This is a genomic window from Streptomyces phaeolivaceus, from assembly GCF_009184865.1.
Classification (GTDB): domain Bacteria; phylum Actinomycetota; class Actinomycetes; order Streptomycetales; family Streptomycetaceae; genus Streptomyces; species Streptomyces phaeolivaceus.
This window is the reverse complement of the sequence record NZ_CP045096.1, coordinates 3425865-3438925: the sequence shown is the minus strand read 5'-3', so window position 1 is coordinate 3438925 and position 13061 is coordinate 3425865. Positions and strand designations below refer to the sequence as shown.

Sequence of the window (13061 nt, the reverse complement as noted above, 5' to 3'; positions counted from 1 at the left end):
GGCGCACATCCGGGCCCCCTCCGCCGTCACAGTCACAACAGTCGCCCGCAGAAAGGCGACAGGCGACGTGGCTAGGGGGCCCGGATGCACACGTATCGCAGGACCGGTCGGACGACGACACGACGGCGGCTGGGCACCACGCTCCTCGCCCTGGGCACGGCCGGCGCCCTGTTCCTCACCGGATGCGGCGGCGGCGCCGGCGAGCGCGGCGACTCCTCCTCGTACGACCGGGGCAAGGGCGAGAGCCGCCCCGACGACGGCTTCCCGGCCCCCATGCCCGAGGGCACCGGCACCGGCGAACAGCGCGGCGGGCAACCGACCGAGGGCTCCGACGACTTCGCGCCGTCCCCGGACCATCTCTCCACCTTCGCCCTCGACGTCGACACCGCCTCCTACGGCTACGCCCGCCGCACCTTGGAAGACGGCGCCCTGCCCGACCCGTCGACGGTCCGGCCGGAGGAATTCGTCAACAGCTTCCGCCAGGACTACGAACGCCCGGACGGCGACGGCTTCTCGGTCACCGTCGACGGCGCCCGCACCGACGACGAGAACTGGTCGCTGGTCCGCGTCGGCCTCGCCACCCGCGCCGCCGAGGACGACAGCAGGCGCCCGTCCGCCGCCCTCACCTTCGTCATCGACGTCTCCGGCTCCATGTCCGAACCGGGCCGTCTCGACCTCGCCCAGGACGCCCTGCGCACCATGACCAACCGGCTGCGCGACGACGACTCCGTGGCGATCGTCGCCTTCAGCGACGAGGCCGAGACGATCCTGCCGATGACCCGCCTCGACGACCACCGCGGCGAGATCCGCGAGGCCGTCGACAGCCTGGAGCCCACCGACTCCACCAACCTCGCGGCGGGCGTCGAGACCGGCTACGAGACGGCCGTCGACGGCCTGCGCGAGGGCGCGACCAACCGGGTCGTCCTCCTCTCCGACGCGCTCGCCAACACCGGTGACACCGACGCCGAGACCATCCTCGAACGCATCGCGAGCGAACGCCGCGCCCACGGCATCACCCTCTTCGGCGTCGGCGTCGGCAGCGACTACGGCGACGCGCTCATGGAACAGCTCGCCGACCGGGGCGACGGCCACACCACCTACGTCTCCACCGAGGAGGAGGCCGAGGAGGTCTTCTGCGAGCAACTCCCGCGCCACATCGACCTCACCGCCCGCGACGCCAAGGCCCAGGTCTCCTTCGACCCGGCGACCGTCGACGAGTTCCGCCTCATCGGCTACGACAACCGGCGGGTCGCCGACGAGGACTTCCGTGACAACCGCGTGGACGGCGGCGAGGTCGGCCCCGGCCACACCGTCACCGCCCTCTACGTCGTCCGCACCAAGGAGGGCGCCGAGGGCGGCCACCTCGCCACCGCCACCGTCCGCTGGCTCGACCCCGACACCCGCACCCCGCACGAGGAGTCGGCCGCCCTGGAGACCCCGGCCCTGCACGGCGACCTTTGGACCGACGCACCGTACGGACTCCGGGTCGCCGCCGTCGCCGCCTACTTCGCCGACTCCCTCCGACAGCGGGACGGCCACTGGACCGCCCTCCCGGCCGGCCTCACCCTCAGTCAACTGGGCGACCGCGCCGACGACTTGGCGCGGGGCCGCGAGGACAAGGACCTGTACGACCTGGCCGAGGCGATCAAGACCGCCGACGAGATGCTGACCTGACGACCCGGCCCCGGGGGACGGCCGGGGGACCGGCCGCGCCCGTCCCCCCGCCCCTCCCCGTCCCCCGGAGTCGCCCGAAACCATTGAAAATTCCTTACGCACCGGTAAGTTGACTCGTCAGTAATGAAGTGGTCGGGGGCCCCGGGGAGCGGTGATGGGCGTACGCAAGGACTTGAACCAGGCGAAGCGGCGCGGCGGCCTGGCCGACCGCGTCGAGGTCGAGGTCGTCAGGGACGCGCACGGCGTGGTCCGCGAGGCCCGCACCCCCGCCCTCGCCCCCCGCCCGACCGGCGGCAGTATCGCCGACCTGCCCTTCGTCAACGCCACCGCGGCCCCCGACGCGGTCGTCCTGCGCCGCGCCGACCAGCACGGCACCTACCGCCCGGTGACCGCGACGGCCTTCGCCCGCGAGGTCACCGCCACCGCCAAGGGGCTGATCGCCGCCGGTCTCGAACCGGGCGGCCGGGTCGCGATCATGTCCCGCACCCGCTACGAGTGGACGGTCCTCGACTTCGCCGTCTGGGCGGCCGGCGGCCAGTCCGTCCCCGTCTACGCCACCTCCTCGCCCGAGCAGATCGAGTGGATCGTCCGCGACTCCGGCTCCCGCTTCGTCGTCGTGGAGACCGCCGACAACGCGGAGGCCGTCGCCACCGCCACCGCCGGCCACTCCCAGCCCCCGCACGTCTGGCAGATCGACCGGGAGGCCCTCGCCCACCTCGCCGACCTCGGCCGGGGCGTCCCCGAGGACGAGGTCACCAAACGCCGCGCCGCCCTCACCCCCGACACTGCGGCGACCATCTGCTACACCTCCGGCACCACCGGCTGCCCCAAGGGCTGCGTCCTCACCCACGCCAACCTCCACGCGGAGGCCGCCAACACGGTCGAACTGCTCCACCCCCTCTTCAAGGAGGTCACCGGCGAGGTCGCCGCCACCCTCCTCTTCCTCCCGCTCGCGCACATCCTCGGCCGCACGATCCAGATCGCCTGCCTCATGGCCCGCATCGAGATAGGCCACTGCCCGAGCATCAAGCCCGACGAACTGCGGCCCGCGCTCAAGAGGTTCCGCCCCACCTTCCTGGTCGGCGTCCCGTACCTCTTCGAGCGGATCCACGCCACCGGCCGCGCCACCGCCGAACGCATCGGCCGCGGCGCCTCCTTCGACCGCGCCCACCGCCTCGGCGTCCGCTTCGCCCGCGCCTACCTCGACAAGTTCCTGGACAAGGGCCCCGGCCCGACCCCCGGCCTGTACGCCGCCTGGGCCCTGTACGACCTGCTGGTCTACCGCCGCGTCCGCAAGGAGCTCGGCGGCCGGATGCGCTACGCCATCAGCGGCGGCTCCCCGCTCGACCGCGACCTCAACCTCTTCTTCTACGCCGCCGGGATCATCGTCTACGAGGGCTACGGCCTCACCGAGACCACCGCCGCCGCCACCGTCGTGCCGCCCCTGAAACCCCGCCCCGGCACCGTCGGCCAGCCCGTCCCCGGCACCGCGATCCGTATCGCCGACGACGGGGAGGTCCTCATCAAGGGCGGCATCGTCTTCGGCACCTACTGGAACAACCCGGTCGCCACCGACGCCGCCCTCACCGACGACTGGTTCGCCACCGGTGACCTCGGCGCCCTCGACGAGGACGGCTATCTCACCATCACCGGCCGCAAGAAGGACATTCTCGTCACCTCCGGCGGCAAGAACGTCTCCCCGGCCGTCCTGGAGGACCGGCTGCGCAGCCGCCCCCCGGTCGGCCAGTGCATCGTCGTCGGCGACAACCGGCCCTTCGTCGCCGCCCTCATCACCCTCGACCCCGAGGACGTCACCCACTGGCTGCACGTCCGCGGCATGTCCCCGGACACCCCGCTCTCCGAGATCGTCGGCGACCCCCGGATGCGCGCCGACGTCCAGCAGGCCGTCGACTACGCCAACCAGGCCGTCTCCCGCGCCGAGTCCATCCGCGAATTCAAGCTGGTGGAGGGCGAGTTCAACGAGGAGAACGGCCTGCTCACCCCGTCGATGAAGATCAAGCGCCACGCGGTCACGGCGGCGTACGCGGCGGCGATCGAGTCGCTGTACGCCAGGAAGTGAGCCACGGGCCAACGCTGTAGGAGTACGGCGAAGCGGGCCGCCGAGAACTCGGCGACCCGCTTCGGTGTGTCCGGTGGCGGCGTGGTGCTACTTGCCGTTGTTGTTGCCGTTGCCGTTGTCCGAGAGGATCGGGATGTCGGACAGGATGTGCGACAGCGGTTCGTCGCCCTTGGCCTGGGTGGAGTTCTCGGTGCACTGCTGGTTCTGCGGCGCCGACAGGATCGGGATGTCCTGGAGGGCGGCTCCGATGGCACCGATACCGCCGACGTTGAGCTTGGCCGGCAGACCGATGCAGGGCTTGTTGAGCGAACCCTGGACCAGGGAGAGCTGCGGGCTCATGTCGCCCTTGGTCACCGAGTTGCCGAACGCCTGGCTGGCACCGTTGCCACTGAAGGAGTTCGTGCCGCCGTCATCGGCGACCGCCTGGGGGGCGGCGGCAGCGAGGCCGGCGATGGAAGCGGCAACAGCCGCGGTAGCCCACAGCTTCTTCATGTTCGATCCCTTTCGGAAAGCGGACTCCGTTGCGGAGTTGCGCCCTGATCAACCGGGCGCCCGGCCAACGGTTGCGTAGATTGCCCCCATTGGCGCATTAGGAGGCTTATCGGGGTGCTACTTGCCGTTGTTGTTGCCGTTGCCGTTGTCCGAGAGGATCGGGATGTCCGACAGCAGGTGCGACAGCGGCTCGTCGCCCTTGGCCTGCGTGGAGTTCTCGGTGCACTGCTGGTTCTGCGGCGCCGACAGGACCGGGATGTCCTGGAGGGCGAGCCCGAGCAGCCCGATGCCACCGAGGTTGAGCTTGGCCGGCAGGCCGATGCAGGGCTTGTTGAACGAGCCCTGGATCAAAGCCATCTGCGGGCTCATGTTGCCGTACGTCGCCGAGTTGCCGTACACCTGCTCGGCGCCGTTGCCGCTGAAGGTCGTGGTGCCGCCGTCGTCGGCGAGCGCCTGGGGCGCGGACGCGGCCGAGGCTCCGACCACGGAGGCGGCGATCGTGGTCACGGCCATGAGCTTCTTGATCACTTGCGATTCCCTTCTGGAAAAACCCGTTTCCACCGGAGCGCCATGGACAACTTCCGCCGGACTCCACAGTTGCTCTGATTCACTCCGTCGGCCCATGCGAAGGAGTGGCGGCGGGGCGCGCGGAGCGTTTTCGGTCCACTGGAATTCGCCGGCGTGAGCGGGCCGAACGGGTGACGCACCGAAACCGCCGCGGGTGTACGGCCGTTGCTGCCAGCGTCAGGGACCCGCGGGTTCCGCCATGAAAGGAACGCGAAATGCTCAAGAAGGCAATGGCCGCGGTTACGATCGCCGCTTCCATCACCGGCCTCGCGGCCGCCGCCGCCCCCCACGCGCTCGCCGACGACGGCGGCACGAACTCCTTCAGCGGCAACGGCGCCAGCCAGGCGTTCGGCAACTCGGCGACCAAGGGCGACATGAGCCCGCAGCTCTCCCTCGTCCAGGGTTCGCTCAACAAGCCCTGTGTCGGTCTGCCGGTCAAGGGCAACATCGGCGGCATCGGCCTGCTCGCCGGGATCGCCCTCCAGGACATCCCGGTCCTGTCCGCGCCGCAGAACCAGCAGTGCGCCGAGAACTCCACGCAGGCCAAGGGCGACGAGCCGCTGTCGCACATCCTGTCGGACATCCCGGTCCTCTCGGACAACGGCAACGGCAACGGGAACGGCTGACCGGAAACCGGAAACGGAAACCGGTAAGCGGCCCGGTCCGTCCGTGCGGTGCATGCGGGCGGTCCGGGCCCTTCCGCTGTCCACGGGGGAGCCATTCGAGTGGCCGAATATTCGACAGTCCGATAATTCCCGGGGCGATCGAGTGAATTACCCCGCTCCCCGCGTTCCTGAGTTTCTTCAGGTGTCTATTCCTCGTTTCGCAGGCTGCAGGTCATGATGCGAGCCGTTCATGCTGTGCTCGCTCGGTTTCGGCCGTCAATTGAGGCATGACCGCAGAGAAGGGAAATGACGTGAAGCTCAAGAAGAGCGCTGCTGTCGTCGCCGGCGTGATCATGGCCGTGGGTCTTGCCACCCCGGCTTTCGCCGACGCGGACGCCAAGGGTGCCGCCATCGGTTCCCCGGGTGTCCTCTCGGGCAACGTGGTGCAGGTTCCCGTCCACGTTCCGATCAACGTGTGCGGCAACTCCATCAGCATCATCGGGCTGCTCAACCCGGCAGCCGGCAACGTGTGCGTCAACGACTGACGTCGTAACGCCTCGCACCAGCCGTTCGGCTGTGCCTCAGCCGGCCTTGGAGTGTCCTCAGCGGCGCCAAGGCCGGCTTTTCCCACTTCTTCGAGCAGGAAGAGAACGAGATGCGCCATACCCTGCGCAAGAGAATGGTCGTGGCCGCCGCGACGACGGGCCTGCTGTCCCTCTACGGCACGCCGGTGCTCGCGGACACGGGCGCGCAAGGCGCCGCCTCGAACTCGCCCGGCGTCGCCTCGGGCAACGCGGTCGAGGTGCCGGTCACCGTTCCGGTGAACGTCTGCGGCAACACCGTCGACGTCGTCGCGGCCGGCAACCCCTCCCTCGGCAACGAGTGCGGCAACGCCGGTGACCACACCGCGCAGAGCCCCCGCAGCGCCCCGGAGAGCCAGGCCGCCCCCGAGCGGCAGACCGCGCCCGAGCAGTACGCCGCCCCGGTGGCCGAGCCCCGCTACGCCGCCCCGGTCGCCGACCCCGAGGAGTCGTGGGAGTCCGAGTACCAGGAGTACGAGGAGTTCGCGGGACACGGCGCGTACGAGGGGGCCGACGCGTACACGGAATACACGGACCCCTGGGACGACGGCGGTTACGGGAACGACGACGGTACGCAGGGCGGCCACGACGATTCCCCGGGCGACTACGGCGACCACCCGGACGACGAGGAGGCCGAGGGCGGCTACGGCGACCACCCGCCGACGGACCCGCCGACGAAGCCGCCGCACGAGACCAAGCCGCCGACGCACTCCCCGCAGCCGACGAAGCCGCCTGCGCACTCCCCGCATCCCACGAAGCCGCCGACGAAGCCCCCGCACTCGTCGCAGCCCCCGACGAAGCCCCCGCACTCGTCGCAGCCGCCGACCAAGTCTCCGCACCCGACGAAGCCGCCGCACGAGACCAAGCCCCCCACCAAGCCTCCGCACGAGACCAAGCCGCCGACGAAGCCTCCGCACGAGACCGAGTCGCCGACCGGCCCGCCCACCAAGCCGCCCACGCTCCCCGAGACCGGCAGTGACCGTGAGGCGCTCGCCGCCGCCGGGGCCGCCAGCCTCGCGCTGATCGCGGGTGGGGCCATCCTGTACCGGCGGGGCCGGGCCGCGTCCGGTCGTTGAGCCGCCTCGGGTGCCGGAGGCGCGGTGGGCCTCCGGCACCCGGGCAGGTCAGGACCCGGCGGTGGAGGCCAGGTCGGCCCGCGCTCCCGGCACCGGGATCCGCCCGCCGGGCACCCCCGCGCGCAGTCGCCGCCGTACCCCTCGTACCAGTGCGGGCGCCGTGAACGACGCGCCGTAAACGAAGCGCATCGCGGGGCCGAAACCGGCGGCGGTCGTGAGACCCGCGAGGAACAGGCCGGGGACCGAGGACTCGAAGTCCCGTCCCACCGAGGGCGAGCCGTCGGCGAGCGGCACCAGGTCCGCGCGGAGGTCACGGGCCAGGGGGTCGAGCCGCTCACAGGTGGCCCGGAACCCGGTGGCCGCGATGACGTGCTCGGTGTCCAGCGAGGTCAGTTCGCCGCTGCGGCCCACCGTCTCCAGGCGGACGCCGCCGCCCGTCCCGTACGCCGCCGCGACCTCCTGGCCGAGCCGTACCTCGACGGCCCGTTCGACGCGGTCGCGGACCCACCAGGCGCCCGCGGGGCCCAGCGCCGATGCGGCGACCCGGACCCGTCGCGTCTCGGGCAGCCGGCGGTACCAGCCGGGCCGTTCCGCGTAGAACCAGTTGCGCCAGCCGCAGCCCAGGCCGCTGTGCGGGGAGCGGGCCAGGTCCCACAGGGGGCGCTCCAGCGGGGGTGGGACGTCGTTCCAGCGGAGGGTGGGGGAGCGAGCCAACACCCTGACGCGGGTGCCCTGTTCGGCGAGGAGCGCGGCCGTCTCCAGGGCCGCCTGGCCGCCGCCGATCACCGTGACGTCCCGGCCCCGGAATCGGTCGAGGGCGCGGTGGTGACTGCTGTGGGAGACCAGGGTGGGGTTCAACTCGCGCAGTACGGACGGTACTTCGACGAAGGGGAGGACGCCGACGGCGAGGGCCACCGTGCGGGCCCGGACCGTCTCGCCGTCGTCCAGGACCGCCTCGAACGCCCCGCAGCCGCGCTGAAGACGCGTCACCATCCGTTCGTCGACGGGCGGGAGGGCGTTGCGGGCGAACCACTGGCCGTACGCGGCGAACGTGCCGACCGGGATGGGGCGGCCGTGCCCGGCCTCGACGCCCTGTTCGGCGCAGTACGCGTCCAGCCGCCAACGCCCCTCCGGGTCCGAGAGATTGGAGGCCCAGGGCTCGGACTTGAGGAACATGCCCGACGGCATGTGGTCGCGCCAGGACGCCATGGGCCGGCCGAGGACGCGCAGGCTGAGCCCGGCCGCCGCGGCGTGGGACGCGATGGACAGGCCGTAGGGGCCGGCGCCCACCACCAGCAGGTCGTACATCACGGGCGGCTCGCTTTCTCGTTCTCGGCGCGGTTCCCGGCCTGGCTCCCGGCCCGGTTCTCCGCCCGGCTCTCCGTCCGGTTCTCGCCGGGGGGCCGGTCGTGCGGGGCGGGAGGGGGCGTGCGGGGTGCCAGCAGCCGGCCGAGCGCGTGGCGGGGCCACAGGGACCACAGGGCGAGGCCGGGGGCGCGGTCGTCGCGCGCGTACCAGGCCAGTTCGCGCGTGCCCGGACGGACCGACGGGTACGGCGGGGCGGACGGGCGCAGCGCGGTGAGCGGCGCGTAGTTCTCCACGACGAAGGTCCGGCCCGGCACGGGCGACCCGTCCGGGATCTCGCGGCCCGTCAGGTCCAGGTGCAGCGCGCGGACGACATCGACACCGGCGGTGTCGGTGAAGAGCCGGAACTGCGCGCCGGGGCGCGGGTTGAAGTCGAGCAGGTGGTACGCGCCGGTGCGGCCCTCGCGACGGAAGTCGAGGTCGAACACGCCCCGGTAGCCGAGCGCGCCGGTCAGCCGCTCGGCGAGGTCCCGCACCTCCGGGTTGGGGGTCCAGCGGCCGACGGTGGTCAGGCCCGCGCCGGGCGGCCAGGCGCCCAGCTTCCGGCCGGGACCGCCGCCGCGTACGGCCCCGGCGCGGTCGGCGTACCCGTGGAAGAACCAGTCGCGGTCGAGCCCCGGTGGCAGGAACGCCTGGAGGAGCAGCCGGCTGCCCGCCTGCGGTGAGCGGCGGTACAGGGCCGCCGCCTCCCCGGCGGAGCGCACCACCGTGGTGCTGCGCAGGCCCGCGTCGGCCGGCAGCAGCCATGGGCGGCTCCACTTGGCGACCACCGGCAGGCCCAGCTCCCGGGCCGCCGCCGCGGCCTCCGCCGGGCTGTCGGGGAGCGCCGTCGCCGGGTGCGGGAGGTCCAGACGTGCGCACAGGGCGGCCAGTTCGGCCTTGTCGGCGACCTGCTCGGCGAGCGCGGCGGGACCGTCCGGCAGCAGATAACCGTCCGTCAGTTCCCCGCGCAGCCGCGCGACGGCCACGGCGCTCGCGTCGTCCAGGGGGACCAGGACGGCCCGCCGGCCGACCCGGTCCGCCACCCGGCGCAGGACGGCGGCGAATTCCTCGGGACGGGCGCCGAGCCGGGGCGGGGTGTGGGTGGCGCGGAGGAACCGCGAGCTGCGGACGGGGCTTCCCGCGCAGTCGGCGACCAGATGCACCTCCACCCCGGCACGGCCCAAGGACCGTACGGCTCCCAGGGTTCCGTGGTGGAAGGGATTCCGGTCCGTCCGCAGCAGAACGGCCGGAACGCGGGTGTCGAGCGGCGACACGTTCATTTCGACAGGGTCCTCGCACATTTCTTTGACGTCGGGTCACCCGTGCGGGCGATTCGGGCACCCGAAGGCCGGAGCCCCAGTTGGCGGAATTCATATTCGTATGACTGATTGTCAGTAGGTGGAAATCGGCGGCGGAAAGCAGTGAAGTGAAGAAAGCGGAGAGGGGAGCGGACATGGCTCCACAGCAGCGACGGGCCCGCCACAGGCGGCCCCGCAACAGACGGCTGGCGCTCATCGCGGCCGGCGTGGTCACGACGTTCGCCCTCGCGTCGGTCCCGGTGTACGCCGTGGGCGCGATGGTGACCCGGGTGACCGACCCACCGGCACCGGCCGTCCCCCAGACACCACCGGCACCGGCCGTCCCCCAGACACCCGCCGCCCCGGCGGCTCCGATCACCCCCACGGTTCCGGCGGCACCCGCCGCCGTGACCCCGGCCCCGGCCGTCCCGACACCCGTGCCGGCCACTCCCTCCGAGACCCCGAAGGCCCCCGAGCAGTTGCCGGCCATCGGCGCCTATCTGCACTACGGGCCGCGCGGTGTCGCCCGGATCGCCGAACTGAGCGACTGGCTGGGCGGCTCCGACCTGCGGGTGGCGCACACCTACCTGCCGGGCGACCGCTGGTCCAACATCGAGGGCCTGCCCGGCTTCCTGGACTCCTGGGCGGAGTGGCGGCGCGACGAGGACGACCGGATGTTCGTCCTCAACGTGCCCATGATGGAGCGCAACGAGGAGGGCGTCTCCGACGCCGAGGTGCGTGGGCTGCTGCGCCGCGCCGCCGCCGGTGAGTTCGACCGCCACTACCGCCGACTCGCGGAGCGGCTGGTCGAGTTGAGGATCCCGGACACGGTGATCGTGCTCGGCTGGGAGATGAACGGCATCACGTACACCCATCGCTGCGGGCCCGACCCGGAGAACTGGAGGAAGTACTGGAACAGGATCGTCACCACGATGCGCGCGGTGCCGGGCCAGAAATTCAAGTTCGACTGGACCCCGAACAGAGGCCGGGACGCCATTCCCTGGACGCAGTGCTATCCGGGGGACGACACGGTCGACATCATCGGCATGGACTCCTACGACCAGCCGCGCGGCATCACGTTCGACGAACAGGTGAAGGAGCCGTACGGTCTGCAGGCGCACGTCGATTTCGCGAAGGAGCACAAGAAGCCCATCTCCTATGCGGAATGGGGACTCTTCCGCAACGGTGACAACCCGGAGTACATGAGGCGCATGCTCGCCTGGATGGACGAGCACAAGCCGCTCTACAACACGCTCACGGACTACTGCCCGCACGGTGTCTGGCAGTGCGCGAGCAACCCGCAGGCGGCGCAGGTGTACCGGTCGATGCTCTTCGGCCGTGACACGGACGCCACCGCGACCCCGAAGCCCGCACCCACTCCCACGCCCACCCCGACGCCCACCCCCACGCCCAAGCCGGCTCCCACCACGCCCGTACGTCCGCCGAACTGCTCGCCGCTGGAACTGGGCGACTGGGTGGAGTACTGGATCGGCGGGAAGCTCTGCATCCGCACGGACTGGTGGGCGCGCTACCGGTGATCCGGCGCCGGCGGCGGGCGGCTCACCCCCCGCCGCCGGCATCGCGTTCCTTCCGGGCTCGCCAGCGGCGGACCAGTTCCTTGCCCCGGCAGCGGGCCGCCGCGTCACAGGCGACCGCCGACAGGATCGGGGCGGTCCGGCGGCGGGCCAGCAGCAGCCGCTGGTTGACGACCGTGTCCGGGCGCCAGCGCAGCTTGTACGGCTCGGCGCCCCGCAACAGGCTCAGCACCTGGTGGGCGCCGGAGCCGACCTGCGCGGCGCAGGCGTTGAGCAGCATGGTGGCCACATCCGCCTTGCGTTCGCGCAGGTGTGGATGGGCGCCGTAGAGGTAGCCGCCCGCCAGCTTCCGCGAGAGCAGGGTGACGTCGACGGCCAGGACGTCGTCGCCCAGCCGGAACTCGGTCACCACGGCGTCCCCCGAGCGCACCATCGGCCCGACCGAGCGCGCCAGATGCTCCGAGAAACGGGGCCGCATGTGCTCGGTGGTCACCTTGCGGTCCTGCCACTGGAGCCGGTGCAGCTCCAGCATGGTCCGCAGCGCCGCGTCCACCTCGTCGGCGCGTACGGCACGCGGTTCGATACCGAGGTCGCCGAGCTTGCGGAGCTTGGCGCGCACCCGCTGGGCCCGGGAGTTGGGCAGCCGTTTGAGCAGCTCGTCCATGGGCTGCGCGGGCAGCTCCAGACAGACCGAGTCGGCCACCTTGCGGCGCGGACCCCGCCAGTAGTCGTAGATCCGTTCGACGGCGGCGCCCGGCCGTACCTCGCGGAAGTCGATCAGCGCGGTCCGGGCAGCGGCGGACAGCCCCTCGGCGAGCGCGGCCGACGCCTGTTCGGCGTACTCGTCGTCGACGATCACATCCGCGAAGTCGGAGATCGGGCAGCCGAGCGGGACAAGGGCGGGCAGCGGGCGCCGCACGAGCATCAGCGGGGCGACCGCGCGCAGCTCGGCGCCGTCCCGGACCACGACCAGCCGGAGCCTGCCCGGGGTGCCGTACGACAGCCACCAGGAGTGCAGCCAGGCGTGGTTCTGGAACGGGGTGGCCGCGCCGCACCGCCGGTACAGACGGTCCCAGGCCTCGGCCAGCTCGCCGAACTCGCCCTCGTCGGTGCAGAGTTCGGCGCGCAGGGTGGTGCTCACCCCGGTGTGCAGGGTGCTGGTCACAGCTGTCCGTGGGTGTCGGCGGCGAGAGCGGGACCGGGGACGGAGGCCGCCGGTGGGGTCTCCGGGGTGCGTCGTGGCCGGACCAGCAGCGCGAGTCCGCCGAGCAGTCCGCCGGCCGCGGTGCCCACCAGACCGGTCACCGTCGGCGACGCCGAGGACGCCTCGGTCGGCCTGGTCGCACGGGCGAACTGCTCCAGTTCGACGCGCGTCGACCGCTTGGAGTCGCCCGCGTGCCGGGTCAGCGCCCGGGAGACGGCGTTGGCCATGTCGGCGGCGAGGTCCGGCCGCGAGGAGGTGGCGGACACGGCGACCATCGGCGCGTCCGGCGAGGTCGCCGTCCGCACGTTCTTGCGCAGCGTCGCGATCGGTACCCCCGCCCACACCTGCGCGTCCCCGAGCACCGCGACCTGGGTGGCCACCCGGCCGTACGCCTGTGCGAAGCCGAGCGCCGACTGCGGGTCCGATCCCTCGCCGGGCACGACGACGACATAGCTGGTGGCGGTGTAGACGGGCGCCTTCACCACCCCGTACGCGCCCCCGGCGAGCCCGCCGAGCAGCGCACCGGCGGCGAGCAGGGACCAGGGCGGCAGGGACCTGGAGCGGGTGGGGGAGATGGGCCCGCGGCTGGGGCCCTCGGTCAT

At 72.2% G+C, this 13061-nt stretch carries 12 protein-coding genes; 6 read left to right on the top strand and 6 right to left on the bottom strand.

What is annotated here, in order from left to right; genetic code table 11:
• The first annotated feature begins 84 nt into the window (after positions 1–84).
• Both F9278_RS16170 and F9278_RS16165 read left to right on the top strand, forming a co-directional pair.
• Positions 85–1674: a vWA domain-containing protein gene (locus F9278_RS16170; protein ID WP_152168970.1), complete on the top strand. Its 1590-nt coding sequence runs from the start codon at positions 85–87 to the stop codon at positions 1672–1674.
• 154 nt (positions 1675–1828) lie between these two features.
• Positions 1829–3754, top strand: a complete 1926-nt coding sequence (locus tag F9278_RS16165) for an AMP-dependent synthetase/ligase (protein ID WP_152168969.1) — start codon at positions 1829–1831, stop codon at positions 3752–3754.
• An 87-nt stretch (positions 3755–3841) separates the two neighbouring features.
• On the opposite strand, the gene F9278_RS16160 is transcribed toward F9278_RS16165, so the two are convergent.
• Positions 3842–4246: a rodlin gene (locus F9278_RS16160; protein WP_152168968.1), complete on the bottom strand. Its 405-nt coding sequence runs from the start codon at positions 4244–4246 to the stop codon at positions 3842–3844.
• Between the two features lie 117 nt (positions 4247–4363).
• Positions 4364–4774, bottom strand: coding sequence for a rodlin (locus F9278_RS16155; RefSeq protein WP_152168967.1), 411 nt, complete (start codon positions 4772–4774; stop codon positions 4364–4366).
• Between the two features lie 254 nt (positions 4775–5028).
• Between F9278_RS16155 and F9278_RS16150 the strand changes: the two genes are divergently transcribed.
• From F9278_RS16150 to F9278_RS16140, 3 genes are all read left to right on the top strand, one after another.
• On the top strand, positions 5029–5439 hold the full coding sequence (locus F9278_RS16150) for a rodlin (protein ID WP_152168966.1): 411 nt from the start codon (positions 5029–5031) through the stop codon (positions 5437–5439).
• Positions 5440–5705: 266 nt separating this feature from the next.
• Positions 5706–5963 carry a chaplin gene (locus F9278_RS16145; RefSeq protein WP_152168965.1) on the top strand — a complete coding sequence of 86 codons (258 nt, stop codon included), beginning with the start codon at positions 5706–5708 and terminating at the stop codon, positions 5961–5963.
• A 110-nt stretch (positions 5964–6073) separates the two neighbouring features.
• Entirely contained in the window at positions 6074–7075 is a 1002-nt protein-coding gene (locus F9278_RS16140) for a chaplin family protein (protein ID WP_152168964.1), read from the top strand.
• A gap of 48 nt (positions 7076–7123) precedes the next feature.
• On the opposite strand, the gene F9278_RS16135 is transcribed toward F9278_RS16140, so the two are convergent.
• Positions 7124–8383 (bottom strand): FAD-dependent oxidoreductase, encoded by a 1260-nt coding sequence (locus F9278_RS16135; protein WP_152173898.1) that lies wholly within the window; start codon positions 8381–8383, stop codon positions 7124–7126.
• Positions 8383–9696 carry a carboxylate--amine ligase gene (locus F9278_RS16130; protein ID WP_404819012.1) on the bottom strand — a complete coding sequence of 438 codons (1314 nt, stop codon included), beginning with the start codon at positions 9694–9696 and terminating at the stop codon, positions 8383–8385. Before F9278_RS16130 ends, F9278_RS16135 begins: the two co-directional genes overlap by 1 nt.
• 179 nt (positions 9697–9875) lie before the next feature.
• Between F9278_RS16130 and F9278_RS16125 the strand changes: the two genes are divergently transcribed.
• Entirely contained in the window at positions 9876–11258 is a 1383-nt protein-coding gene (locus F9278_RS16125) for a glycoside hydrolase family 26 protein (RefSeq protein ID WP_193241515.1), read from the top strand.
• A gap of 22 nt (positions 11259–11280) precedes the next feature.
• On the opposite strand, the gene F9278_RS16120 is transcribed toward F9278_RS16125, so the two are convergent.
• Both F9278_RS16120 and F9278_RS16115 read right to left on the bottom strand, forming a co-directional pair.
• Entirely contained in the window at positions 11281–12420 is a 1140-nt protein-coding gene (locus F9278_RS16120) for a GNAT family N-acetyltransferase (RefSeq protein WP_152168962.1), read from the bottom strand.
• The gene (locus F9278_RS16115) at positions 12417–13061 is read right to left on the bottom strand and encodes a YveK family protein (RefSeq protein ID WP_193241514.1); all 645 of its coding nucleotides are present in this window, start codon (positions 13059–13061) and stop codon (positions 12417–12419) included. The genes F9278_RS16120 and F9278_RS16115 overlap by 4 nt, the downstream gene beginning before the upstream one ends.